Consider the following 26,018-nt stretch of genomic DNA (forward strand, 5'->3'; position numbering starts at 1 on the left):
TCAGCGCCTCGCCAACAGGCCTTGCGGCCGGACTGCCAGTACCAGCACCATGATCAGGAAGGTCACGACGATGGCGTAGGTCGGGATGTAGACCGAACCAAGCTGTTCGGCGAGGCCGATGATGAGCGCGCCGAGCGCGGCACCGGGGATCGAGCCCATGCCGCCGACGATGACGACGACGAGCGAGGCAAGCAGGAAGCGGATGTCTTCGCCAGGCGAGAGAGACTGGAAGGTGCCGCCGACGACGCCGGCGATGCCGGCAAGCCCGGCACCGAGCGCAAAGACCAGCACGAAGACGAGCTGGTTCCGCACTCCGGTCGCGGCCAGGATGTCGCGATCGTCGACACCGGCGCGGATGATCATGCCGATGCGTGTGCGGTTGAGCGCCAGCCACATCGCCAGGCCGATCACGACGGACGCGGCGAAGATCACCAGCCGGACCAGGGGATAGCGGAGATAGACCGGTTCGCCCGAGGATTTCACCGCAGTGACCAGCGGCAGCTCGATCGGGCCGATCAGCCAGTTCGGTGTCTGGATCTGATAGAAGTCGCCGCCGCAAGCCCACAGCATGAGATCGGCGAAAACGATCGAGAGACCGATCGTCACCATGGTCTGCCGCAAGTCCTGGCCTTCCATGCGGCGGAAGACGATGAGCTGAAGCAGGACGCCGACCAGCGCCGTCAGGATGAAGGCGACGATGAAGCTGAGGAGCCAGGAGCCGGTCGAGGCGCTGATGGCGTAGCCGACATAGCCGCCGAACAAATACAGCGAGCCGTGCGCGAGGTTGACGTTGCGCATCAGGCCGAAGATCAGGGTGAAACCGCTGGCGACAAGGAAGTAGAGGCCGCCGAGCGTGATGCCGTTGAACACGGCGTTCAGGAAGACCCGCTTGCGGCCGATCGCCTCTTCAAGTCCGGGCGGCCACACCGCCAAGGTCAGCCACAGTGCGAGCGCGATCGCGACGATCACGATCAGGGCCCAGGCCGGATGACGTTCGACGAAGCGCGTCATGTCAACTGCCTCATCCCCGCCTCGCGCCCCCGCAAACGGGAAGAGGGCGCGATCAGGCCGCTTCGACCTCGCCCTGCCTCATGTTTTGAACGCTGGTCGAACAGCCTTGCGTAGGCTGCGTACCTCGCCATGGACGTGCGTCCTCCCGGACTTGCGATCCTCTTTTCGGGATCGCGTTCCGACCATCTTAGCGAGGGCACAAGGGGAGCGTTTGATCGTCAGTATCTTTTCGCGCGCGGTCAGGCCCGCAAAACCTTGGCGGCGCGGCGGTAATCGGTCGGCGCCATCCCGACATTGGCGGTGAAGAAGCGTGTGAAGCCGCTTTGCGAGGAGAAGCCGAGGTCGAAGCCGATGTCGGCGATCGGTGCTTCGCCGGCGACAAGGGCTTCCAGCGCCTGTTCCATGATCAGGGTGTTGAGGTAGAGATGCGGCGTGACGCCGGTCTGGGTGCGGAATAGCCGGTAGAAATGCGGTCGCGATAGGCCGGATTCGCGCGCGATCGTGTCGAGCTCCATTTCGGCGCCCGGACTTTCCGACATCAGCTTGATGCATTTGCGCACGCGGAAGTCGGTGACGGCGCCGGCCGTGCGCGCGTCGCGCGCGATCTCGGCCTGCTGCCAGCTTTCGTCGTAGCAGATGTCGATCAGCCGCCGCAGCTCGGCATCGAGGCTGGAGAGCGACGGTGCGCCGCACACAAGCGCTGCGGTTCGTCTGATGTGCTTGTCGAGTGCGACCGTGCGCTTGAACTGGGTGCGGCCGAAACGCAGGCGGTCGGCGCCGGGCGCATCGGGGGCGAACCACTCCGGATTGACGTAGAGCACGAAGAAGATCGCGCCACCGTCGAGATCGGACGGCAGGAAATTGTGAGGCTCCCAAGGATTGACCGCGACGATGGAGCTTTCCGTAAGGTCGTAGTGCCCGTTACAGACGTCGATGCATGCGGACTGGCCGCCAACATGGAAGATCAGATGACCTTCGCGATGTGCGTGCACGTTGAAGGGGCGGTTCAACTGATAGACCGTCGCCCGACCGAACCGGCCGTGAAAGACGGCAAGCGCCCGGCTCATGCCTTCCCTCCTGAATGTTCTTGTCTTTTCAGTCAGCGTTCAACAACCGGGGCGAGATTGCAAGAGCGCAAGATATCGCGCCTGCAAATCGCTCCCGGTTGCCGGAGAGCATGCGAAACGAGCGACGGTGAATGCGTCAGTACTTCTTACATTCCGGGACCGTGCGGCTCGGCAGTCCGATCTTGGCGAACACCGCCGGATCGTAACCGAGCGTCTGGTTCACGTTCGGGATCACCTTCACGACCTTGCTGAACAGCGCGCCCTTGCCGTCATCGACGACCTCGGTGACGAAGTTGGTGCCGATCGCCTGGCGGTTGGCGTCAAGCTTGATCTTGCCGTTCGGTGCGTCGATCTCGATCTTGGCCAGCGCCTCCTTGTACTTGGCCTGGTTGTTGGAAAGATCGCCATTGACCTCACGGAGCGCGAGGATCAGCGCCATGGTCGAGCCGTAGTAGTTGGTCGCAAGAAGCGATGGGCTCGGGAAGCGCTTGTTGGGCGGAAACGCGTCCTGATACGCCTTCACGAACTTCTGCCAGCCCGGATCCTCCCAGGTGTCGGCTTGGCCGCTCGCCGCGATGGTGCCGACCAGCGCATTCTTGGCGTTGCCCTTCGAGGACAGGATGGTCTGGTCGATCATGATGGAGCCGCCCATCAGATGCGCCTTGCCGCCGGCCTGCTGGTATTGGTTCAGGAAGTTGACGGCATCCGCACCGCCGAGGCCGAGATAGATCGCATCGACATCGTCGGGCAGCGCCGCGATGACGGAGGCAAAATCCTTGGTGCCGAGCGGCACCCATTGCCGGTTGGTGACCTGGCCGCCGGCGCCGCAGAATTCGAGCACGAGGCCGAACACCTGGGTGTAGATGAAGGAATAGTCCTCGCCGACGGTCGCGATCTTGCGATATTTCTTGGTTTCATAGGCGTATTTGCCGAGGCCCACCTGCCACTGCGCGCCGTCCATGTTGTAGCGGAAGAAGTTCGGAGCGGGATCGACATAGGTCGTCTCCTGCGCGCCGGATGCCGCATTGATGAAGGTCAACTCGGGATGGGTCTTAGCGAAGTTCTTGACCGCAATGCCCTCGTCGCCGGAGAGAGGCGACAACAGGATCTGCACCTTGTCCTGCTCGATCAGCTTGCGCACGGCGCGCACCGCGGAATCCGGTGTCGCGTCGGTCGAGGCAACGATGAATTCAAGCTCTTTGTCGCCGACCTTCTTGCCAAGCACATTGAGCGCCGTCTGGTGGCCGCGCATGCCGTCCTCGCCGAGCACCGTGTAGGTGCCTTCCAGCGTTGCGGTGACGCCGACCTTGATCTTTTCCTGGGCGATTGCCGCGCCTGAAAGGAAAAGGCTGCTTAGCGCGATCAGTCCCACACTGCATTTCAACATTTCATTCCTCCCTCTATGGCCAAATTTTTCGCTGAATTGGCGCGGCGCCGTGGCTCCCGAAAGGCGCCCGGCTGTTGAACGAAGGCTAACCGAAGTCGGATGCAGTGCACGCATGGGCGCATCGTGCGGCTTGACGGGCAGTCTCATTTTGAATGTTGCGGCGCAATTGGCTTCGCGGTGCAATAGGCGGCCGGCTTGCCCAATTTGAAGGGCGGTGCGCGAGGGGCACGATCCTCCGCTTGGTCCGTGCATGGAGCCTGACCCAGCACAGGCCTGGTCCGGTTCAAATCCCCAAGGGAGGGTGGGGCGGAAACAGCCCCCCGACGGCTGGATCCAGCTTAAATTTGCCGACAGGGTGCCACGGATCGCGGCCGGCCGGCCCTGATCCCGCCGCCGCTATTCAACCTAGGGTGAATTTGCCCCAGATTTCCATTACCATCTGGTGGAAATGAATCACCATACGGCCTCTCACGATCCCGTTCTTGTGGCGCTGTCGATCCTGATCGCCGCGCTCGCCTCCTACACAGCGCTCGACCTCGCGACCCGGATGCGTGCCGCGTCCGGGCGGGCTCGTCCGGCTTGGCTTGCAGCCGCGGCGACGGCCATGGGCGGCGGCATTTGGTCCATGCATTTCGTCGGCATGCTGGCCTTCAGGCTGCCTGGGGTCGATATCTCCTACGATCCAATCCTCACCTTTCTATCGCTTGTCGTCCCCATCGTTGTCGCGGCCGCGGCCTTTGCCGCGGTCGGAAGACGCCCGCAGGCGCTCCTGGTGTCCGGCCTTGCGATGGGGCTCGCCATATCCGGCATGCACTATACGGGCATGGGCGCGATGAGAATGGCGGCATCCGTCGCGTACGATCCTCGGTGGGTCGTGCTCTCGGTCGTGATCGCGATGTGCGCTTCGGTCGTGGCGCTCTCGCTCGCCTTTCGCAAGACAAGTGCGACGCAGCGGCTGTTTGCAGGACTTGTCATGGGTCTCGCGATCTCCGGCATGCATTACGCAGCTATGGAAGGTGCCTCGTTCGAGCCTGCGAACACCATGGCGGGACACGCTGGACATTTCGTGGGTCGGGCGCCGCTGGCATTTCTGCTCGCCGGCGCCACCATCCTGATCCTGAGCTTCGGGATTGCCGCTGCCGTCTACGATCGGGCCTCGGCGGAGCGCGCCCAACGCGAGGCCAGCGCGCTGAGGCGAAGTGAAGAACGCTTTCGGCTCCTGGTGGAGGGCATCGCCGATCACGCCATGTTCATGATCGAGCCGAATGGGTCCGTGGGAAACTGGAATCTCGGCGCGCGCCGGCTGATGGATTATGGCGACGACATCGTCGGGACCAGCTACGCGATCCTTCATACCGACGAAGACCGCGCGTCCGGGGCGCCAGCACGTGCTCTCCTTGAGGCGGAGCGGTGCGGCAAGTCAGCAGTGGAAGCCTGGCGCGTGCGCCGGGATGGCAGCCGTTTCTGGGCAGAGGCAACCCTGGTCGCGGTACGGAATGAAAGCGGCTTGATCACTGGGTTTGCCAAGATCGTGCGCGACATCAGCGAGAGGAGGCGGGCACAGGACGCGCTGGATCGGGCACGCGAAGCGCTGACGCTGTCGCAGAAAATGGAGACCATCGGTCAGCTTACCGGCGGCGTGGCCCACGATTTTAACAACCTGCTCGCCGCCGTTCTGGGCAGCCTTGAGCTTCTGAAAAAACGCCTGCAAACAGACGATCCGAAGATACAGCGTCTCGTGGACAACGCGATGCAAGGCGCGCAGCGGGGCGCTCTGCTAACCCAGCGCTTGCTTGCCTTCGCTCGCAAACAGGATCTCAAGCCGGCTGTCGTCGATATCGCCGCACTGGTGCGGGGCATGGCGTCACTGCTGAAATTCGAGGCAGGCGTCCGTATCGACACACTCTTTCCGCTGGACCTGCCAAACGTAAAGATTGACGCCAACCAACTCGAACTGGCCATCCTCAATCTCGCCGTAAACGCGCGTGATGCGATGCCGGCCGGCGGCCTGATAACCATCTCCGCCCGAGACGAGCAGCACGAAGCTGGCGCTCCCCGCTACGTCGCGCTCTCGGTGAGCGACACCGGCTGCGGCATGGACGAGGAAACGCTGAAGCACGCTCAGGAGCCGTTCTTCACGACGAAGGGTATCGGCAAAGGCACCGGGCTCGGACTATCGATGGTTCACGGCCTCGCCGAGCAGTCCGGCGGCAGGCTCGTCTTGAAGAGCCGCCTTGGGGTGGGCACGACGGCCGAGATCTGGCTGCCGGTGGCCGAGGAGGAGGCCGCGCTGCCAGCACCGCGCGCGGAGTCCCCGGCACCCATGCTTCGGGCCGACCGCCGGCTTTCTGTGCTTCTGGTCGACGACGATCCTCTCGTGCTCGAGAATACGGCGGCAATGCTGGAGGATCTCGGGCATGCGGTGGTCGAGGCACGCTCGGGCGAAGAGGCATTGGATCTCCTCCGCCGCACGCAGACCATCGAACTCGTCGTCACCGACTTTGCGATGCCGGTCATGACCGGCCTGCAGCTTGCTGAAGCCGTGGTCGTGGAGCGTCCCGGTACGGTCATCCTCCTGAGCACCGGGTATGCGGAGCTTCCCATCGACGCGCGTTCCAATCTGCGCCGCCTGTCGAAGCCGTTCGATCAGGCTGCCCTTGAGAAGGCTATCGAGGGAGCGATGCGAGAGCGGGGGAGCGCGAGATCTGTCGTCGCCTGACGGTGTCGGGCTGACGGCCGCCGATCGGTGCCGCCAGCACATTTGCCTCCAGCTCCGCGACCAACCAATATGATTGCGTTGAGCCATTAGATCGTGCTTCGACCGGAGAGAATAACGGCGCTTCAGCGACGAGAGATTGCCGCTGTCCCGGTGAAAGCATGCCGGTGCTTGGCAACTGTGTTGCCGATTCGATAAAGGGCTAAATTCAAGTCGGCGTCGCGCGCGGATTCACAACCGTGTACCCCCTCAAAGAACGCGCGTGTATTCTTGTTGCGCGTCCACCTGAGTTGCCGTCGTACGCCATCCAGACGTCGCCCCCGATGTGCTGCTCGAGGACGAAAACGTGCCCGCGTCTTGCCGCGACCATTCCTGGTGCCGGCGACGTACGCGGAAATCTCAGCCAGTTTGCCGCGAGATTCAATTCCGGAACGATGCGACCAAACAGGCGCAGGGCTGCGGCACAACCGCAGAATGAGGAGGGGCAGCCCGTGGGGCGGCCGCCAACGATCCGAGTGCTGACGGGACTATCAGACGCCGCAATATTTGTATTGGCGACGACGGAGAGTTGTTTGGTTCGGTGTATCCGCAATGAGTCTCGCGCCTCTCTTCGCTGGTTCGGGATTTGCGCGTAGTTCGAGAAGTCGCATGGCATGGTGACGTTGCATTCAGAGGCGTGCTGCATGCGATAGGGTCGTGCATCGGAATTGAGCGAGGTGATCACAACGAGGCAGCACGCAGAAATAACTTGCTTGAACATCGCAGGCTCCGGGATTGATGGATCCTGCCCCGAGCAACGAGCAACTAACAAAGATTGGCTGAAATGGGTCAAAAGAGCGGCCCAATGCTGGATCAGGGGCCGGCTATACTTCTGGAGTAACTCAAAACGCGTCGTTGAAGAGCGCCTTCTGCCGCGAGTGGGGCCGTGAACGCTGCGCCCGCTTCACGTGTCGATCATGGCCACGTAGTCCACGTGAAGAGTAATTGGTCCCTTCGATCCGTCCAGAATGACGCGGAGGCTCTTCGGATAGTATCCGGCCCCAACCACGGTCCCGGTCTTTCCAGATAAGCGAGGACCGGCTGCCGGCTTTACCTGAATTCGTGAACCCGGCGGAAACTTGAGGTTCGTTTGGGCCGACCCTGAGATGACGTCCTCGGCAGCAAATGAGCTGATTCTACTCGAAAAATCGCCAGCGCGCGGCACAGCGAACGGGTGGGACAAATTCGATTCGCGCGCGCTATCAAAAAGAGCTCTCCAGCCACGGCGCTAGAGGCAAGGCATGCCGGCACCTAATGCTTCCGCAATTTTCGTCGCCAGGAACTGCGGCTGCTGGTTGAGCTGGTGCGGGCCGTGCTTGTATTTGCGCGTCCAGATAGAAGCAGCGTCGGGATCTGCGATGTATCGGCAAACGGCTCGTCCCGGATGGCCAGGCTCCTGCGGCGACCAGGAATATTGGTCGCCGATGCTTTCTAGCTGAGTCGCAACGCGCATCATTTGAATGCAGGAGACGTCTCGAAATGTTGCGGATGCACGGGCAGGCTCTGATCCTCTCGATCGATAGATCAGTCCGGCGCGGCTAGCTGGGCGGCGCGTACAGGGGCCGCCCGGGATTTGTTGAGGGCGTGATGGGCGTCAGGCCGATCGGCCAGGCTAGTCCGGCTCTGAGGCGTCGATTTCGTGACGTCCGCGGTCGCTTGACACATGCTGAGCGTAGGTTCCCGATCGATTGACAACGGCAGCGCGTGACCATTCGAGACCCGCACCAGTGATCCGTTGTTCATTCCCCAAATTGCGGCCTGCGTCCTGTTCTGGACCCGTATCTTGCGCAGGATCGCCTTGACGTGAACCTTCACGGTCGCCTCGGCAATATCGATCTTTCGCGCAATGCACTTGTTGGAATTGCCCTCGATCAGATAGGAGAGAATCGCCCGCTCTCGCGGTGACAGATGAGGTGCTATCCGTTCTTCGGCCGCAACGAGGAGATTTGATCGCTCTTCGATCGCTGGCTGAAGCTGAGGCTCGCGATCGAAACCGCTATCGAGCACGAATGACAGGAAAGCCGGTGGAAACACCGTCTCGCCCATCGTCACGAGTTCGATGGACTTGATGAAAGCGTCGCATGAATTGACGTCGACGAAGTAGCCGCTGGCGCCGGCCTTGTAGGCCGCGATCAACTCATCCGGCCGGTAGTGGTCCGAAACGATCGCGACGCGCGCGTCCGGATAGTGCTCTCTTACAAATCCGATGTGCTTCATGGCTGCATCGAATTCGCCGGTGCTGTGGATAATCACAAACAGGAGCTGCTGATGTGCCTGGAGTGTGCTTGTAACTTCATCGGTGCTCGAGGCCGAGACCGCAATTTGAAAATCTGCCGCATGCAGTATTTGAGAAATTCCCTCTCGCAGCAAAATATTTCGTCCGATCAAAACAACTTTGCAGGATTGCCGCCTCCTCATCTTACCCTCCGCAACCAACGCAATGACACAACTTGAATGAAAAACACGCAGGAAAAGGAACAAAGCGTCTCATGGCCCGGTTTTTCTGATTTACAGAAGCCGGGCGCCGTTTAGTTAATAATTACTGAAGGTTAGATTCGATCTTTCGATTTTGCCTATATACCTTTGGTTATAGGCCGATGGGTCCCCAAGCTGTTGGTGAACGGCCGTCAGAGATTGACTTGGGGGCGAAAGAGAATACTGATTCAACCTTTGAATGTTCGCCCTGAGCGGGTGAATCCGTTCGCGAAAGCCTTGCTCCATCGCGATGCTTTCGAACTTGCCAAGTGGCAAGACCGCTCTCCAGCGGTTGTGAGCCGTGACCACCGGGTTCATACGGCCCTTTGATCCGGCGAACTTGATGTATATTGCGATCACAGACTCGTGCGGTTATTTGCCTCATAGGTCCGCTACGCCAAATGATACTTTAGGGAATTGCTCGAAGTTTATTTGTTGGTGATCAATTGATGTTGGAGCGGCAAGGGCGGGGGCCTGTAGCTTCAATCGCGGGAATTTTGGGGGCGGCAGGTTAGGGAGCGCCCGATGCGTCGTGCGACTGTAGTGATTGCAGACCGACACCCAATGGTTTTGCAGGGTCTCGCAAGTGTTCTCGGTTCAGAATCCGATTTTGAGGTCGTTGCATCCTGCGGCGATGCTGCGAGTTGCATCCAGGCAATTTTGACGCTTGCGCCCGATATAGCGATCATGGATGCGGCAATGCCGGAGCTGACCGCGCTGATGAACAATTCGCTCAGCCATTCGGACAGCCGACCAACGCGGTTTGTGTTCTTCGCGCCCAGCGAGGACTATGATCTTGTGTTGGCGGGCGCCCCCGCCGGGTACAGTGTCCTTCTCAAGGAGATGACAGGCCAAGCCGTGGTGCAAGGCTTGCGAGACATTGCCAACGGCCAGACCGTTGTTCCGTTGTCGCCCACCGATCAGGCCGCGCCTCGCGAGCACAGTCCGAATCCGGAAAGTGCGCTCGCGGTGCTTACCGAGCGCGAGCGGCAGATCATGCGCCTGGTCTCTCGTGGTCTGTCCAACAAGGAAATTGGCCGCCGGCTCAACATTGCAGACGGCACCATCAAGGTTCACCTCCACAACATTTTCCAGAAGCTTGAAATCGGCAATCGCACTGCGCTGGCTGCCCTCGCCATCTCGCAGGATGACCGCGCCAATTCGGCGCAGGACAAACCGGCGCAGGACAAACCGGCGCATGCTGGATCGGATCCGGTGCCCGGGGAGCGCTAAGACATCATATCGCACTGTTTGCAGTGCGATATGCGGGCATTTCGCCGAAACCCAGCCGAGCGACTGTTGCACCTTCAGATTGTGCAAGCGCCGGCAAAGCTGCGTTTTCGGTCTCTTATCCCTCGATGGAGAACTGAAGAACGAACAGCGACCGGCCGCCAAGCTCGGGGCTGTCGCTGACTTCCACCTGCCAGGAAATGTAATGCAGGAGTGGGTCCATCACGTCGTGCTTGAGGATCTCGCCGCTCAGTTCGATCGCAGTGGTCCGCGCCGCGGAAATGTCGGGGAGATCAAGTCCGACATCGTCGAGCACTGAATGACCGTCGTGGATATGAAAGAAATACCGCGGCATGGATGTCTCCGGACAACGCGAACATTCCGATGACTGCAGCGAGCCCCCCGCATCACGGTCAAGATTTCGCATCGCAGGGGCGCGCATAGCAAGCGGCTATTCTAGGAGGGCTCAATCATCATTGATGGGTACCCCGACGTTGATCTCTATGATCACGAATTCAGAATGAACAATTGCTTCTCGAGGACTACTATGATGTTGCGTCGACGGAGCCCACTTCGGCGCAGCGTTGCGGCCCCGGCCCTGCGAATCCCCAATGCCCCCGCCGGGGCCGCGCTCTTTTCTTCGCAAGTCCCGCTTGGTCGTCCATCACCGCCGCGCAGAAGTTGCAACCGATACTCCGGTCGATCGGGAGCGGACGGTTTGACCCTTGGGGAGATGATCTCGAAAAATCATATCCGGTAGTAGTCGCGATACCAGCGGACGAAATTGGATATGCCGGTTTCGATAGGGGTGGAGCGCGAAAACCCGGTATCGCGCATGAGATCGCCAACGTCGGCAAACGTTTCCGGAACTTCCCCAGGCTGCATTGGCAGCATTTCCTTCGCCGTGGTTCGTCCGAGCTCTTTCTCGATCAATTCGAGGACGTGCATCAGCGCTTCCGGGCGGTTATTGCCTACATTGTAGAGCTTGGCCGGTGCGCGCGCCGCATCGGCGTTGTCCTCCGGAGCGCGCTCGATCAGCCGCGAGATGACGCGCGTGACGTCGTCGACATAGGTGAAGTCGCGCCGCATCCGGCCATGGTTGAAGAGCTTGATCGGCTTGCCTTTGACGATCGCGTCGGCGAACAGGAATATCGCCATGTCGGGCCGGCCCCACGGGCCGTAGATCGTAAAGAACCGCAAGCCGGTGACCGGGAGCCGGTACAGGTGGCTGTAAGAATGGGCCATCAGCTCGTTGGCTTTCTTCGTCGCGGCATAGAAGCTGACGGGGTGGTCGGTTTTATGCCGGGTCGAAAATGGCAACTCGGCATTGGCGCCGTACACGGACGATGATGATGCGTAGATCAAATGACCACAGGCGTTATGCCTGCAGCCTTCGAGGACGTTGAGGAACCCCTCAAGATTGGCGTCGACATAAGCGTGCGGCTGATCGATCGAATGCCGGACGCCGGCCTGAGCGGCCAAATGGACCACTCTCGCAAAACGATGTTTTGCGAACAACTCGGCCATCGTCGACCGATGTCCAAGATCGATCTGCACGAAGGAAAAACGCGGATCGCGGCGCAGAATGTCGAGACGCGCGCGCTTCAAGGCGGGATCGTAGTAGCTGTTGATGTTGTCCAATCCGACGACACGACGCCCTTCATCGAGCAGTCGACGGGCAACATGAAAACCGATGAAGCCAGCAGCTCCGGTCACCAGGACGTCGTCGGCAACTTGCTCTGAGCGAGATGACATTCGCTGTCCAAGTTAGATGGAGTTCGAACGGCGAAGAAGGCGCCATCGATCGCAGAAAGTTAACTCCCAATCGCGCTGCATCTCGATTGCGCAAATGAGCACACCTGACGATGGCGGCGGAGCCGAGCTGCCAGCGGCGCTCGAACGGACTACTCCGTGCATCCCCGCCACTGTCTCAAATTCCAGGGGCGTAGCGTATGTAATGTCCGAGCGAACCCCGTCATCATCCATTTGCATGAAGATGAAGCCAGGCAAACCTGCAGAGATGTTTCGGCGGCGGGCTTGCCCGACGTGGCCGTCGGCTTGGAGTACGCGCTGTCGAACGATCGACGTCGGTGACTTGAGCACAAACGGCGTGGTCAGGGGTGTTTGCGATGAAGATGGTCCGTGTTGATGCTCTCGGCGCGAATGTATCGAGCATCGGTTTCGGCTGCGCGTCGCTCGGGGGGCGCGTTGGGGCTCGCAGGGGGATCGAGGGGCTCGAGCGCGCGTACGACGCCGGAATAACCTGGTACGACGTGGCGCCTTCGTATGGCGATGGGATGGCCGAGTCTATTTTGGGCCAGTTCGTATCCAGCAAGCGCGGCAGCGTCCATATCTGCACAAAGGTCGGGATGCGCCCGCGTGATACCTCCGCCGTCATGCGGATCCTGAAGCCGATGGCGCGCGCCGCTCTTGCGGTGTTTCCCGGGATCCAACCGCGCCTCTCCGCAATGAAGTCGAAGCCCTTCAAAGTGCCGCTATCGGCCGAGCTGATCAGGACGAGCATCGAGGCCAGCTTGAGGCGACTTCGCACGTATTATGTAGATGTGCTTGCTCTCCACCGTCCCACCCGCGAAGAGGTCGTTCGCGAAGACATCATTCGAGCGGTCGAGCGCATCGTCCAGGACGGGAAGGCCCGCGCCATTTCGATTGCGGGCAATAACGAGGGCGGAATTGACGACCTCCATGAATCGCTACCATACCGGCTGATACAGATCGCGAATAATCCACTCGAGCCGAATCTTCAGAGATCGACGGAGATTGCGCGGCGCAGGACGTTTGTCACGTATGGATCATTCTCGAGCGTCGATCCGCTTGTCGCGAGGCTGGGATCGGAGAAGGAAATACTGAACGGCCTTTACGAGATGGGATACCGGGGCGACCTCACCGAGATCGCTGCTGCCTTCGTCGTGGATTACGCGCTGGCAACGAACTCTACAGGAGTCTCACTGTTTTCGATGTTTCGGAAAGAGCATCTCGCGTTCAATCTGCGCCGGTCAGCGCAAATCCCGGCGCTTCATCAGCTCAATCGCATCGTCGCCGAGCTCTCGAACGGGCCGCGGCAAACCGAACGATTGGTCATGCGTGCGTCGGTGTAGCGATCTAGTGCGGAGCTTATGGGCATGAGGTCTACTCCGTCATCATCATACAATCGGCGGCTGCGCGTGCTAGAATTCGCGTCCCACGATACTACTCGCCAATGTTGTCGACGATATTCGACAGGCGCGCGGGCGGCCGGGAGGCGGCTAGCTTGAGCGTCTCGCCGAAGCATGCGCAGCAGGGCAGGCCAAAGGTGAGGGGGCCAGGCCGATGCCGTCGCGTTAGGAGATTGCCCGCAATCGTGGTTGCGCTTGGTGGGCCCGTTGGTAGTTGCTCGGAGAGAGGCCATGTGCGGAATTGTTGGTGTCGTCGGGCGGGGCCCAGCCTCTGCTCTTCTTTTGGATGCGCTGAAGCGGCTTGAATATCGCGGATATGACTCAGCCGGTATTGCCACTCTCGAGGACGGTTCGCTGACGCGACGTCGTGCGGTCGGAAAGCTCGTGAACCTCAAGAGTCGGCTCGACTCGGAGCCGCTTGCCGGGCGGATCGGAATTGGTCACACCCGCTGGGCAACGCACGGCCGTCCCGATGAGACGAATGCGCATCCTCACATGGTTGATGGTGTGGCGATCGTGCACAATGGGATCATCGAAAACCATCGAGAGTTGCGCAATGATCTCAAAGCGGCCGGTGCACATTTTGCGACCGAAACCGACTCCGAAGTGGTTGCGCATCTCGTTAGCCGCGAGCGGAAGAACGGATACGAGCCGGTCGCAGCGGTGCGTAAGGTGCTCCCGCGCTTGAACGGAACGTTCGCGCTCGCCTTCCTGTTCGAAGGGCACGACAATCTCCTGATCGGTGCCCGAAAGGGCTCGCCGCTTGCTGTCGGCTACGGTTGCGGCGAAATGTTCCTGGGTTCGGATGCGATGGCGCTCGCGCCTCTGACGGACATTGTCGCCTACCTTGAGGACGGCGATCTCGCCGTCGTGACCCGGGAGCAGATCGAGTTTATGGACGTGAACGGCGCGCGCCTGCGCCGTACGTCGGCCAAAATCGCCGGTGCCGCCGTGATTGTTCACAAGGGCGAGCATCGCCACTTCATGGCGAAGGAGATTCACGAACAGCCGAAGGTGGTTGGGCAGACGCTTGCGCAGTATATCGCGGGCGACGGGACAATCAGGTTGCCGGCGGGCGTGGATGTGAACTTCGGGACAGTCGATCGCGTGTCGATTGTCGCTTGCGGGACCTCCTTCTACGCCGGTCTAATTGCGAAGTACTGGTTCGAGCGCTACGCCAAGCTCCCGGTTGAAATCGATATTGCATCGGAGTTCCGCTATCGCGACGTTCCGTTCGGCGCGGGCAATTTGGCGATTTTCGTGTCGCAATCCGGCGAAACGGCCGATACGCTCGCCTCGTTGGAGTTCGCCAAGACCCACGGCCAGCGTATTCTCTCTGTCGTCAACGTGCAAACCTCGACAATGGCTCGTTCGAGCCACATGGTAATGCCCACATTGGCCGGTCCGGAAATAGGGGTCGCATCGACAAAGGCATTCACCTGTCAGCTGGCAATCTTGCTCTGCATTGCAATCGCTGCCGGTCGCAGTCGCGGTGTGCTCTCGGCCGAAGACGAGCGCTCACTCGTCCGGACCCTTGCCGAGATTCCAGACTATATGGCCCGCGCGCTCGAACTGGAGCCGAAAGTCCATGAGCTCGCGCGTGAGATCGCCAGGGCCAGAGACGCTCTGTTCATAGGCCGGGGCACCAATTATCCGCTGGCATTGGAGGGAGCCCTCAAGCTCAAGGAGGTCACTTACATTCACGCAGAGGGCTATGCGGCCGGTGAGCTCAAACATGGACCGATCGCGCTGATCGACAAGGGCCTGCCGGTCATCGTCATTGCGCCGTACGACGCGACGTTCGAAAAGACCATGTCGAACATGCAGGAGGTGATCGCCCGTGGGGGCCGCATCATCCTCTTGACCGACGAGAGAGGTGCTTCACTCGCCGCGTCCAGTGGTTGCTCGGTCCTGGCCTTACCGGATATGCCCCCGATCGTGGCGCCGCTGGCTCTCGCGGTGCCGCTACAGCTCCTTGCCTATCACAGTGCCGCGATTATGGGGACCGACGTGGACCAGCCGCGGAATCTCGCGAAGTCCGTGACCGTCGAATAGTCGGTCCGGTCGCGCCACTTCCGCTTCAGAAAGAGGTGCTGTCGAAAGCAGGATGCCGGTCTGACAGACTGGGAGGCTCCGAAATGGGTGCCTCTTTCGACCAATCCGCGTTCTCGGCGGCTCGGGGTAAAATCTGGTGGCCTTCGGGCCTAGGTTAAGCACCGACGTCCGTAGGGCAGGCGGCCCCGCTATATTGTAACCGCGTTGGCGGGGCCGCTGCTGCCAAGAAGCGAGCTAGCACCTGGGGGGCTGCTTCCATCCGTCGAAGCGAGTGGGGTTTCCCGGGGCGGTGCGGCTCGGACTTGAGATACGCAACTCCTCAGAACCAGCCGCCTTGCGCGCGCTCCGCAGCCGGATCTTCGCAGACTCTTCGGCATCAGGCCGCAAGGGCAGCCCGATCAGGAGTAGTCCTTTCGGGTTATTGGAAGACGGTTCCGCTTCGAGATAGCTTCAGACAAGCCCGTCCGGTCGACGAGCTCGTTTGGCATCTTACGTGCGCTTCGCGAGGGATCATGTCGGTTTTGACGGGAACAGCCGGCGCGGACATTCGACGTGGTGATATGATTAAGGTGATCAAAGGGAGGCTGTTCCCGGCGCTCCTTTACGAGCATTATGAGGGCGGCGCCGCCGAAGATATTCCCGAGGGCGCCCGTGCCTATTGCCTCAAAGACAAAGTCTGGCGAACGATGCCTCCGGGCTTCCGCCCCTCCTAGAGCTTGTTGGCAAACCAGCATCGCAAAATGGCCGAGCCAGGCTCGGCCAAGTCGTGAGCGGGCCGGGACCGCAACCTCCGCGATAGGTCTGGACCGACGGCGGTGCGCCGTGTGTGCAGACTAGCTGCAGCTCAGCGGCAACGGCTGGTCGGGGTGAAACTCGTACCAATCGTAGCAATCTGGATAGGCGCCGTAGAATCCGTATCCGGGTCGATAGCGACCAAAGCGGTGGAACGCATGTTGGCGCAGGCCGATGCCGCCGGCGCCGGCATGACCGCCGAACCCGAGATGTTCGCCGCCAAAGCCTCCCTCATGCGCCATGCCGCCGAAATGCGCGCCGCCGCCGCCGAAGCCCATATGTCCGCCGCCAAAGCCACCACCGCCAAAACTGGCGTGGCCGCCGCCGCCAAAGCCACCACCGTGGCCCCCGCCGCCGCCACCGCCGTGCGCCTCGGCCGCGCCGATGGCCAGGGTCGAGGCAAGCGCCGCTGTTGCCAAAATCATGATTGCTCGTTTCATGGGACACTCCTTTCGTGTCGATCTGCCTGGTCATCCATGCAATCCGCTCTCGCGTCGTGCCGTCGCCGAAGCTCCTGATGACAAGGCTCGTGATGAAAGGAGAGGTAGGAGCGATGCGCAGCAATCCCACTAAATTCGACTTCAGGAACGAGGCGCGCCGCTAGGGAAGGTGATCCTGCCGCGGGGGCCGCGGCCCACAAAGGGGCGGGCTGAACATTCCAGCCCGCCCCCGTCGTTCGATGAGGAGCGGCCGACCGAAGCGCCCGGCCGGCCAGGGAAATGCCGTGATCAGAAGCTGCCCGTGCCGGGCTCGCACGGCACGTTGTTGCCGGTCCACGGCGCCGTCGCGAAAGCGCCGACGCGCGGCGCGGGAACGCAGACGCGGCCTCCCTGCTGATAGAAGGGCGCATCCGGTGCGGCCGTATCGGTTGTCATCGCGGGCTGTCGCATGACGGAATGGTGCTCGCGCGCCATGACGGGTCCCCCGAGCACGGCGGCTGCAATCAATCCCGTCGACAAGAGTTTGAGAGTGGTCATTTCGGCTTCTCCTTTGATGACATCAGGCCGACCAAGCGGCTCACCATCAACGTATGGACGGCCGGGCGTCATCCAAATGCACGAATTGCTCACCTGATTTCAACGGCCTGTGACCCGGCGCGTCGCTGCAAGCACGATCGTGCGAATGCGCAACATCCGTTGCCTTGAGAGTAACGGGGAGCGCATCGCAGGCATATGTTCATGAAAGCGCAGTTCAGAATGGAGGCGGAAGATGATCACGACGACAGCGAGACGTATGGCCATCGCGCTGGCCCTGTTGGCGACGGGCTCGGCGCGCTTCCTGAATCGCTATTTAGTGGTGCCCCATGCTCCGCAGGACTATCTCGTCAGACAACGAGTGGCCTATGGCAGGCTGGCGCGGCGCCGCGCGTTCAGAGCGGGCGGGCATTGAACATGACGCTCCGGACCGCCGAGCCCGTGCTCCTCCGCCGCAGGCCGAAACGCCTCGCAGAACGTGGGAGCAGGATCATGACGCGGATTCTTCTGATCGAAGATGATGCCGAAACCGCCGAGGTGATCGTCGCCGAACTCGCCGATCGCGGTTTTGAGGTCCAATGGGCCCCTGACGGCGTCGACGGTCTCGATCGGGCGCGCGCGGCGTGTCCGGATGCCATGATCGTCGATCGCATGCTGCCCGGAATGGACGGGCTGACCGTGATCGAGGCCTTGCGCAAAGATCGGGTCGGGACGCCGGTGCTGGTTCTGAGTGCGCTCGGCGCCGTGGACGATCGGGTGCGCGGATTGCGTATGGGGGGAGACGACTATCTCACCAAGCCATTCGCAATCATCGAGCTTGTCGCACGGATAGAGGCATTGCTGCGCCGTCCGATGGACAGCCGCGAGACCACGTTGCATGTCGGGCCGCTGGAGCTCGACCTGATCGAGCGGACCGCGCGACGGGACGAGCGCGAGATCGACCTGTTGCCGCGTGAGTTCCGCCTGCTCGAATACATGATGCGCCGGAGCGATCAGTTGCTCACGCGCGCGATGCTGCTCGAAGAGGTCTGGAACTACAAGTTCGTTCCTGCAACGACGAATCTGATCGACGTGCATATGGGCCGGCTGCGCCACAAGGTCGATGGTCCCGGCGATACGCAGCTCATCCACAATGTTCGCGGCTCCGGCTTCATTCTGCGTTCGCGCGCATAGAGACGCGAAACCCAGGGGCTCGCGGAGCACATCTCGGACGAATATCGAGTGCCGGTTCGATGCGCCAAATTCAGTTCATCCGTTCGAACACGTTCCTCTGGGCCCTGGCGGTGGCGGCCGCATTTGCGCTGTTCGTGGTCGGGCTGTTCGCGTTCACCTATTGGAAGCTCGATGACTATCTGATCGCGCGATCCGACCGCATGATCATGACCCGGATCAATTTCATCGCCGATTTGCCGTCGGCGCGCCGCATCGGAGCGATCTCCGATCATCTCGAGCAGGATTCCAGAGGCGTGCAGTACGCGGGACTTTTCAACGGTGCCGGCACCCGGCTTGCCGGCAACATCGACAGCTTGCCGCGCGCACTCGATCTCGGCGGAGCGGCGCAGGGTGTGCAGCTCGACCTCATCGAGAGATCGGCGGTCCACGGACCGGTCATCAGGGTCGTGGGCAGGCGTCTTGAGAACGGCGATGTCTTGGTGATGGGACGGAATGTCGATGAGACGCGCGAAATCTCAAGTGTCGTGGGGCAGGCACTCGCGCTTGGCCTGCTGCCGGCGTTCTGCCTCTGTCTGCTGGCCGGAGCGTGGCTGAGCGTTCGCGCCCAGAGACGCGTGGAGGAGGTGAACCAGCGGGTGCAGCGGATCGTGGCCGGGGAGTTGCGCGAGCGGCTTCCGGAGGACAATTCCGACGATCCGTTCGCGCGACTGGCCAGGATCGTCAACGGCATGCTCGCCGAGATGGAGACCATGATCAACGCGCTTGCCGGTGTCGGCAACGATATCGCCCATGATCTCAGGACGCCGCTCACGCGCGCACGCCTGGCGCTGGAGCGCGGCCGAACGCATGCGACCACCCTGGAGCAGCTCCAGGAGGTCACGGACAAGGCAATGGCCGGAATCGACCAGTCGCTCGCGATCGTCACCGCCTTGCTGCGCCTCACCGAGATCGAGAACAGCCGCCGCACCGCCGGTTTTGGTAACGTTGCGCTCGACGAGATCCTGCGCGAAGTGTGCGACGTCTATGAGCCCATCGCCGAAGACAAGGGCATCGGGCTTGGCGTCGTCATCGATCGCAATGTGCAGGTGTGGGGCGATCGGGACCTGTTGTTCGAAGCGATGGCCAATCTCGTGGACAATGCCGTCAAGTTCACGCCGCCCGGCGGCCAGGTGAGGCTCGAACTGGTGTCGGAAGACGACACGGCGCTCGTGCGCGTAAGTGACACCGGACCCGGCATCAGCACGCAGGAGCGCGAAGCGGTGCTGCGGAGATTCTATCGTTCCGACAAGATGCGCAATACGCCGGGGGTTGGGCTGGGGCTGAGCCTGGTGGCTGCCATCGTCAAGCTGCATGGCTTTCGATTGATCATCGGTCCGGCTCCCGGCGGGCGGATCGAGATCCTTGCCTGGACCGGGAGGGCGAGCAAAGCCGCCGCATGCCGGTCCCGGACCCCAACTCTCGCAACCGTCAATCAGATGTGATGCCCCTCATGATGCGCGATGTTCTCGATGCCATGACATGCCGAGTGACATGCCGAATGTCTGAAGGCGAATTCAGGTTTGTTACGCTCAATTCAGTGGCCTCCTCCTTCGGAGGCTTCCTAGAGTCCGCTCGCCGGTTTCGTATGTGGGAGTGACAGATGCAGATCCGCCCCGAAGGCGTGAGGAATGGTGCCATGGCTGTCGCGGCCGGAGCCCCATCGCCCTCCTTCCTCAGCGCCTATTCCGCGGCCATCAAGCGCTATGAACTGCTTGAGCCCGGTCACGAGCAGCAGCTTGCACGCCGCTGGCGCGAGACGCGGGACCGCGGTGCCGTGAACGCGCTCGTCACGAGCCATCTCCGGCTCGCAGCCAAGGTGGCGCGCGGCTACAAGGGGTACGGTCTGCCCTTGGCCGATGTGATTGCGGAGGCAAATCTCGGCCTCGTCATCGCGGCGTCACGCTTCGAACCCGGCCGCGGTGCGCGGTTCTCCACCTATGCGGTTTGGTGGATCAAGGCCTCGGTTCACGAATACATCCTGCGCTCCTGGTCTCTGGTCAGGATCGGCACGACGGCAGCGCAGAAGAAGCTGTTCTTCAAGCTCCGTAGCGAGATGAGGAAAGCCGCGGGCGGCGCGATGGCGGCGCTCACGCCCGATGTCGCCGAGACGATCGCGGAAAGGCTCGACGTCACGGCGCGTGAGGTGATCGAGATGGATTCCCGCCTGAACGGTGACATGTCGCTGAATGCGCGCGTTGGCGACGACGAGCAGGGAACCGAATGGGAAGCGTTGCTGGTCGATCAGGCGATCGACGCGGAGACGGTGCTCGCCGATCATGAGCAGACGGAGCGCCGTACCAACGCCTTGCGCGTTGCGCTGGGCATGCTCACGGCGCGCGAGCGTCATATTCTGGAGGCAAGGCGGCTGGCGGAATGCCCGGTTACGCTGGACCAACTCGGCTTCGAGCTTTCGATCTCCAGCGAGCGGGTTCGGCAGATCGAGATCCGCGCCTTTGCCAAGGTCAGGCGAGCCGCAATTCTTGCCGCGCAGGATGCGGCACGCAAGCGCCCCGACGGCGCCTCGGGCTCACGGCCGCGGGAGCTCACCGCTCCATGAGCGATCGAGAAGCGGTGATGCCGGTACGAATGATGTCTGTCCTGCCGCGGAGCATCTGAATTCGTTTTCATTTGAACGGATGCTCTCCCGTCCTCATCTGTTCAATGATCCCGCGCAACTTGCTTCAGGCAGAACCACCATGGGAATTGTTCGCTTCGCGCTACGGTTTCCGCACACGTTCTATGTGCTTGCGGCGCTGATCCTGTTTCTCGGCGGCATCGCGATCTGGTCGATGCCGACGGACATTTTTCCGGAGATCCGCATTCCCGTCGTCACGGTGGTATGGAGCTACACCGGCCTGTCGACGCCCGAGATGGAGCAGCGGGTCAGCACCTACAGCCAGTACTCGATCAGCGCCAATGTCAGCGGCATCAAGAACATCGAGGCGCAAACTCTCAACGGCCTGTCGGTTCAGAAGATCTACTTCCAGCCGGACGTGAATCTCGACCTCGCAATCTCGCAGATCGTCTCGGCAACCAACGCCATCCGCGCTCTGATGCCGCCGGGCATTCAGCCGCCAATCATCGTGCAGTTCAATGCATCGAGCGTGCCGGTGCTGCAGCTCAGCCTCGAGTCCAATAGTCTGAACGAGCAGCAATTATACGATTTCGGCATCTACCGTATCCGGCAGCAATTGGCGCCTGTTCCGGGCGTGACGCTGCCCACGCCTGCCGGCGGCAAGTACCGCCAGATCATGGTCGACATCGATCCGAACAAGCTCCTGTCGCGCGGATTGACGCCGCTCGACATCGTCAATGCGGTGAACACCCAAAATCTGACGCTGCCCACCGGGACGACGAAAATCGGCGACACCCAGTACACCGTTCGAACCAACGCCACGCCAGCCTCGATCAAGGATCTCAACATGATCCCGGTCAAGTTCGTGAACGGGGCCACGATCTTCCTGAAGGACGTTGCCCAGGTCCGGGACGGCTCCCAGGTCCAGCAGAACATCGTGCGCGAGGACGGTCATCGCGCCGTCCTGCTCAGCGTGATCAAGAACGGAAATGCCTCGACGCTCGCTGTCGTCAACGGGGTGAAGAAGGCCTTGAGTTCGATTCGCGCGTCGGCTCCTGCAGGGCTGAAGATCAACGAGCTGTTCGATCAGTCGGTCTTCGTCACCCATTCGGTCGATGGCGTGCTGCGCGAGGGCGCGATCGCGGCCGGCCTCACGGCGCTGATGATCCTGCTGTTTCTGGGATCGTGGCGATCGACACTGGTCGTCTTGATCTCGATCCCGCTGGCGATGCTGTCTTCGCTGGTGGTGCTGTATTGTCTCGGCGAGACCTTGAATACGATGACGCTCGGCGGGCTTGCACTCGCGGTCGGCATCCTGGTCGACGATTCGACGGTAACGATCGAGAACACGCACCGGCTCTGGACCGAGGAAGGCATGCCGTTGCCTGATGCGACGCTGCACGGGGCGGCTGAAATCGCGGTGCCGACGCTCGTCTCCACGCTTGCCATCAGCTGTGTGTTCACCTCGGTCGTCTTTCTGGAAGGGCCGGCCAAATACCTCTTCACCCCGCTGGGCCTGGCGGTGGTGTTCGCGATGCTGGCGTCGTATGCATTGTCGCGAACGCTGACGCCGATCACCATCGGCCTGCTGCTGAAAGGCGAACGGCGCCATGGCGAGGGCGGAAGCCCGTCGGGCATGTTCGGTCGCGCCTCGGCGATGTTCGACCGCGGATTCGAACGCCTGCGCAACGGCTATTCCGACCTGCTGTTGACGTTGCTTCGGCGTCGCGTTGTCGTGCCGGTCGTCGCCGTGCTGGTGCTTGCTCTTGGGGCCACTATGTTCGTCTATGTCGGCAGGGACTTCTATCCCCTGATCGACGGCGGCCAGATCCAGCTCCACGTTCGCGCGCCCGCGGGCACCCGCATCGAGAAGACGGAAGCGATCTTCCAGGCGGTCGAAGACAAGATCCGTGAAGTGATTCCAGAGCGGGACCGGGCGCTGATCGTCGACAATATCGGGCTTCCGGCGCGTCCCTACAATCTCGCATTCACCGACGGCTCGACGATCGGTGTGAACGACGGCACCATTCTCGTGTCGCTCAAGGACGGACACAAGCCGACCGCGGACTACGTCAGGAAACTGCGCCAGGTGCTGCCGGCGGCGTTCCCGGAGGACACGTTCTATTTCCAGGCGGCCGACATCGTGACGCAGATCCTGAACTTCGGTCTTCCGGCACAGATCGATGTCCGCACGGTTGGCTACGGCGCCAACAATCTGGCCGTGGCCAAGGAGCTGCAGAAGAGCCTCGCGGCGATCCCCGGTGTCGTCGATGCGCATCTGCAGCAGGAAGTCGATGCTCCGGCGTTCTATGCCGACATCGACCGCACGCGGGCCGCCCAGCTCGGGCTCAACGCCAGCACGGTGGCGACCAATATCAATGTCAGCCTCAGTTCGTCGGCGCAGGTCTCGCCGAACTTCTGGACCGATCCGACGTCGGGCATCCCGTATTATCTGGCCGTGCAGACGCCCGAATACAGGGCCAATTCGCTGAACGCACTGGGAAACACACCGGTGTCGGCCTCGCTTGCCGCGAGCGGGCAGACGGTGCCCGGCCTCCTCAGCAATGTCGCGACGTTCAAGCGGGGGAGTGTCCCCACCAATTCGAACCAGGCCAACGTCCAGCCGGTGTTTGACGTCTATGCGAGCGTCCAGGGTCGCGATCTCGGTGGCGTCGCGGCCGATATCAACAAGGTCACGTCCACACTCCAGAAGCAGCTCCAGCCGGGTAATTCGATTCAGGTCTTGGGACAGATCCAGAGCATGAATCAGTCGTTCCGCAATCTCGGAATCGGCCTGCTGTTTGCCGCCATCCTGGTCTACCTGTTGATGGTCGTGAACTACCAGAACTTCGGCGATCCCTTCGTCGTCATCATGGCCCTGCCGGCGACCTTGTGCGGCATCTTGACGATGCTGTTCATCACCGGAACGACACTGAACGTGCCTTCGCTGATGGGGGCGATCATGGCGGTCGGCGTTGCCTCCGCGAATTCGATCCTGCTCGTGACGTTCGCGCGTGATGAGCAATTGAAGGGACATTCCGCGTTCCAGGCGGCGCTGAGTGCGGGCCGCACCAGGATCCGGCCGGTCCTGATGACTGCTGCCGCGATGATCGTGGGCATGATCCCGATGGCGCTCGGAGGTCCGGGCGAGGAGCAGAACGCCGCGCTCGCGCGCGCGGTGATCGGCGGACTGCTGTTCGCGACCCCGACGACTTTGCTGATCGTGCCGTACCTCTTTGCCATGCTGCGCAAAGGTAACGATGGCAAGCCTCACCACGGCGTATTCGAGGAGCAACCGGAATGAGCGACGTTCGTGTGCGGACCAATGAGGACGAGGCGAGGGACCCGCCCGATGCGGAGAGCCGCCGGATCGTCGAGCTCCCCGGCAAGGGCGCGCCATCCGGACGCCGTTACGGCGGTGCGCTGCTCGGGGGAGGGATGCTTCTGCTGCTCGCGGGCGGTCTCGGCATTGGCGGCTGGCGGCACTATCAGGCGGCGCGTGAGGTCGCTGCAGTGGCGGAGCAGGTGAGAACCGCCATTCCGGAGGTGCGAGTGGCGGCGGTCCGGCCCAGCGGCGACCTGATGAAGGTTACCTTGCCGGCGACGACGACCGCGTTCGAGGCAGCCAATATCTTCGCGCGGACCAGTGGCTATATCGAAAAGCGCTACGTGGATATCGGCGATCGGGTCAAGAAAGGCGATCTTCTCGCGGCAATCACCGCTCCGGAGCTCGACCAGCAGATCGCCCAGGCCCAGGCGACGTTGGCCCAAAACCAGGCCGCCTTGCAGCAGGCGCAAGCGAGCCGGGATCTTGCCGACGTCACCAATGCGCGGGACAGCAATCTGGTCAAGCAAGGCTGGCTGACGGCACAGCAGGGGGACAACGATCGTCTCACCCTGCGTGCACAGCAGGCGGCCGTGGGCGTCGCCCAGTCGAACATCACGGCGCAGGAGGCCCAGATTCGGGTCCTCCAGCAGGAGAAGGCCTACCAGCGCGTGGTGGCGCCGTTCGACGGCGTGATCACACAGCGCAACGTGGACAATGGCAGCCTGGTGCAGGCCGGGTCGACCTTCATGTTCACGCTGATGCATTCCAATGTGATCCGAACCCAGGTCTTCGTGCCGCAGGACGAGGCCTTCGGAGTTGGACCGGGTGTCGACGCGGATATTCGCGTCCCCGAGATTCCGGGGCGGACGTTTCCGGGGAAAGTCACGCGCATCGCAAGCGCAATGCAGCCGGGAAGCCGGACTCTGCTGACCGAGATCGACGTGCCCAATCCGGACGGTGCATTGAGTCCCGGTATCTACTGCACGGTCGAGCTGTCGATCCCACGCAAGACGCCGTCGATGACCGTCTCGTCCGATGCGCTCGTCTTCGATCAGAACGGTCTTCATGTCGCGGTCGTGCGGAATGGCACCGTTCATCTGCAGCACGTCTCGATCGCGCGGGACTTGGGCACCACAATTGAAGTGCGCGAGGGCCTACAGCCCGGCGACCAGGTCGTGCTCAATCCGGCGGTGAACCTGGCGGAGGGCAGCAAGGTCACCATTCGCAAGGTCGAGGTCAGTTAGGAGCATAGAGATGATCCGGATCGTGCTCGCAACAACGATCGCCTTGCTGTTGGGCTGTTCTTCGAGTGAGGCGCAGGTCTCAACGATGGGCACCACGGCGATGGGCCTTCCAACCGTACCGGGTGCGATCGTGACCTCGCCGCTCAATAGTCCGGGTCCGTTTTCCGCAACAACCGAGCCTGGCGTTCCCGACACGACGCTCGCGCCTGTTCCGCTCGCCTCGGATCCGACGACGCCGGGTACGGTCGTCGTCTGCGCCACGCCATCGACGTCCCCGATGCCGGTGCCGGCGACCCCGATCGTATCGAGCATCGGCGCGTCAGCGTCAGGCATCGGCGCTCCGCTATTGCCGGTCACAGGGCAAACCGGCAGCTCCATCGGAACGATTCCCGCAGCGGCACCGGCGGGAACGGGGACGACGGTCGCATGCAGCTCGACGCCGGGAGGGCTCGCGACAAGCGCTGCGTCCCTGCCGCTCTCGATCCCGCAAGTGCCGTCCAGTCTCGCGCCCGGCACGATCCTGGCGGACACCAGCGCCGCCGGCGGCACCGGCATCGATCCGAATGCCGCCGTCATGCCGAGCCCGAACAGCACGGCCTGCGCGGAAGGAGTCTCGATGAACCTCGCAGCGCCTGCGACCGTGTTGCCGGCCAACGCCTCAGGCGCGGCGCCAACGCCGGGAGTGTCGCCGATCTTGCCGCCGGGATGCTGAGGCGACGCCGCTACAGGACTCTCGTCGC

The 26,018-nt window shown here is 61.9% G+C and carries 21 protein-coding genes; 12 read left to right on the top strand and 9 right to left on the bottom strand.

What is annotated here, in order from left to right; translation table 11 throughout:
* The 3 genes from J4G43_RS19390 to J4G43_RS19400 all read right to left on the bottom strand — a co-directional run bounded on the left by J4G43_RS19390 (window position 1) and on the right by J4G43_RS19400 (window position 3,465).
* A complete protein-coding gene (locus J4G43_RS19390) occupies window positions 1–1,011 on the bottom strand; it encodes a branched-chain amino acid ABC transporter permease (protein ID WP_135215375.1) in 1,011 nt (336 codons plus the stop codon).
* Window positions 1,012–1,250: 239 nt separating this feature from the next.
* The gene (locus J4G43_RS19395) at window positions 1,251–2,078 is read right to left on the bottom strand and encodes a helix-turn-helix domain-containing protein (protein ID WP_071915370.1); all 828 of its coding nucleotides are present in this window, start codon (window positions 2,076–2,078) and stop codon (window positions 1,251–1,253) included.
* A gap of 136 nt (window positions 2,079–2,214) precedes the next feature.
* On the bottom strand, window positions 2,215–3,465 hold the full coding sequence (locus J4G43_RS19400) for an ABC transporter substrate-binding protein (protein WP_014496418.1): 1,251 nt from the start codon (window positions 3,463–3,465) through the stop codon (window positions 2,215–2,217).
* A 448-nt stretch (window positions 3,466–3,913) separates the two neighbouring features.
* Here J4G43_RS19400 and J4G43_RS19405 point away from each other — a divergent pair, with 448 nt between their 5' ends.
* Window positions 3,914–6,184, top strand: coding sequence for an MHYT domain-containing protein (locus J4G43_RS19405; protein ID WP_208085974.1), 2,271 nt, complete (start codon window positions 3,914–3,916; stop codon window positions 6,182–6,184).
* Between the two features lie 205 nt (window positions 6,185–6,389).
* Here the strand turns inward: J4G43_RS19405 and J4G43_RS19410 are convergent, their stop codons facing one another.
* Both J4G43_RS19410 and J4G43_RS19415 read right to left on the bottom strand, forming a co-directional pair.
* A complete protein-coding gene (locus J4G43_RS19410) occupies window positions 6,390–6,941 on the bottom strand; it encodes a hypothetical protein (protein ID WP_208085975.1) in 552 nt (183 codons plus the stop codon).
* 803 nt (window positions 6,942–7,744) lie between these two features.
* The gene (locus J4G43_RS19415; protein WP_208085976.1) at window positions 7,745–8,638 is read right to left on the bottom strand and encodes a LuxR C-terminal-related transcriptional regulator; all 894 of its coding nucleotides are present in this window, start codon (window positions 8,636–8,638) and stop codon (window positions 7,745–7,747) included.
* 621 nt (window positions 8,639–9,259) lie between these two features.
* Here J4G43_RS19415 and J4G43_RS19420 point away from each other — a divergent pair.
* On the top strand, window positions 9,260–9,928 hold the full coding sequence (locus J4G43_RS19420; protein WP_249814794.1) for a LuxR C-terminal-related transcriptional regulator: 669 nt from the start codon (window positions 9,260–9,262) through the stop codon (window positions 9,926–9,928).
* 115 nt (window positions 9,929–10,043) lie between these two features.
* On the opposite strand, the gene J4G43_RS19425 is transcribed toward J4G43_RS19420, so the two are convergent.
* Both J4G43_RS19425 and J4G43_RS19430 read right to left on the bottom strand, forming a co-directional pair.
* Window positions 10,044–10,280: a DUF6894 family protein gene (locus J4G43_RS19425; protein ID WP_028147263.1), complete on the bottom strand. Its 237-nt coding sequence runs from the start codon at window positions 10,278–10,280 to the stop codon at window positions 10,044–10,046.
* Between the two features lie 392 nt (window positions 10,281–10,672).
* The gene (locus J4G43_RS19430) at window positions 10,673–11,680 is read right to left on the bottom strand and encodes an SDR family NAD(P)-dependent oxidoreductase (RefSeq protein WP_208085978.1); all 1,008 of its coding nucleotides are present in this window, start codon (window positions 11,678–11,680) and stop codon (window positions 10,673–10,675) included.
* A 374-nt stretch (window positions 11,681–12,054) separates the two neighbouring features.
* On the opposite strand from J4G43_RS19430, the gene J4G43_RS19435 reads away from it, so the two are divergent.
* The 3 genes from J4G43_RS19435 (at window position 12,055) to J4G43_RS19445 (ending at window position 15,866) form a co-directional block, all read left to right on the top strand.
* The gene (locus J4G43_RS19435; RefSeq protein ID WP_210387338.1) at window positions 12,055–13,041 is read left to right on the top strand and encodes an aldo/keto reductase; all 987 of its coding nucleotides are present in this window, start codon (window positions 12,055–12,057) and stop codon (window positions 13,039–13,041) included.
* A gap of 288 nt (window positions 13,042–13,329) precedes the next feature.
* A complete protein-coding gene (glmS, locus tag J4G43_RS19440; RefSeq protein ID WP_208085980.1) occupies window positions 13,330–15,153 on the top strand; it encodes a glutamine--fructose-6-phosphate transaminase (isomerizing) in 1,824 nt (607 codons plus the stop codon).
* Between the two features lie 512 nt (window positions 15,154–15,665).
* The gene (locus J4G43_RS19445; RefSeq protein ID WP_208085981.1) at window positions 15,666–15,866 is read left to right on the top strand and encodes a hypothetical protein; all 201 of its coding nucleotides are present in this window, start codon (window positions 15,666–15,668) and stop codon (window positions 15,864–15,866) included.
* A 120-nt stretch (window positions 15,867–15,986) separates the two neighbouring features.
* On the opposite strand, the gene J4G43_RS19450 is transcribed toward J4G43_RS19445, so the two are convergent.
* Entirely contained in the window at window positions 15,987–16,385 is a 399-nt protein-coding gene (locus tag J4G43_RS19450; RefSeq protein ID WP_208085982.1) for a hypothetical protein, read from the bottom strand.
* 288 nt (window positions 16,386–16,673) lie between these two features.
* Complete coding sequence (locus tag J4G43_RS19455; protein ID WP_071915339.1) at window positions 16,674–16,922, bottom strand: hypothetical protein; 249 nt, start codon at window positions 16,920–16,922, stop codon at window positions 16,674–16,676.
* A gap of 232 nt (window positions 16,923–17,154) precedes the next feature.
* Here J4G43_RS19455 and J4G43_RS19460 point away from each other — a divergent pair, with 232 nt between their 5' ends.
* The 7 genes from J4G43_RS19460 to J4G43_RS19490 all read left to right on the top strand — a co-directional run bounded on the left by J4G43_RS19460 (window position 17,155) and on the right by J4G43_RS19490 (window position 25,990).
* On the top strand, window positions 17,155–17,334 hold the full coding sequence (locus J4G43_RS19460; protein ID WP_166097357.1) for a hypothetical protein: 180 nt from the start codon (window positions 17,155–17,157) through the stop codon (window positions 17,332–17,334).
* Between the two features lie 77 nt (window positions 17,335–17,411).
* A complete protein-coding gene (locus tag J4G43_RS19465) occupies window positions 17,412–18,092 on the top strand; it encodes a response regulator transcription factor (RefSeq protein ID WP_014496376.1) in 681 nt (226 codons plus the stop codon).
* Between the two features lie 59 nt (window positions 18,093–18,151).
* Window positions 18,152–19,573 carry a sensor histidine kinase gene (locus J4G43_RS19470; protein ID WP_208085983.1) on the top strand — a complete coding sequence of 474 codons (1,422 nt, stop codon included), beginning with the start codon at window positions 18,152–18,154 and terminating at the stop codon, window positions 19,571–19,573.
* A gap of 194 nt (window positions 19,574–19,767) precedes the next feature.
* A complete protein-coding gene (gene rpoH / locus J4G43_RS19475) occupies window positions 19,768–20,688 on the top strand; it encodes an RNA polymerase sigma factor RpoH (RefSeq protein ID WP_208089358.1) in 921 nt (306 codons plus the stop codon).
* Window positions 20,689–20,827: 139 nt separating this feature from the next.
* Window positions 20,828–24,010: an efflux RND transporter permease subunit gene (locus J4G43_RS19480; RefSeq protein ID WP_208085984.1), complete on the top strand. Its 3,183-nt coding sequence runs from the start codon at window positions 20,828–20,830 to the stop codon at window positions 24,008–24,010.
* Window positions 24,007–25,278, top strand: a complete 1,272-nt coding sequence (locus J4G43_RS19485; RefSeq protein WP_208085985.1) for an efflux RND transporter periplasmic adaptor subunit — start codon at window positions 24,007–24,009, stop codon at window positions 25,276–25,278. Before J4G43_RS19480 ends, J4G43_RS19485 begins: the two co-directional genes overlap by 4 nt.
* A gap of 10 nt (window positions 25,279–25,288) precedes the next feature.
* Window positions 25,289–25,990 carry a hypothetical protein gene (locus tag J4G43_RS19490; protein ID WP_063984306.1) on the top strand — a complete coding sequence of 234 codons (702 nt, stop codon included), beginning with the start codon at window positions 25,289–25,291 and terminating at the stop codon, window positions 25,988–25,990.
* Window positions 25,991–26,018: the final 28 nt, after the last annotated feature.

It is taken from the genome of Bradyrhizobium barranii subsp. barranii (assembly GCF_017565645.3).
Classification (GTDB): domain Bacteria; phylum Pseudomonadota; class Alphaproteobacteria; order Rhizobiales; family Xanthobacteraceae; genus Bradyrhizobium; species Bradyrhizobium barranii.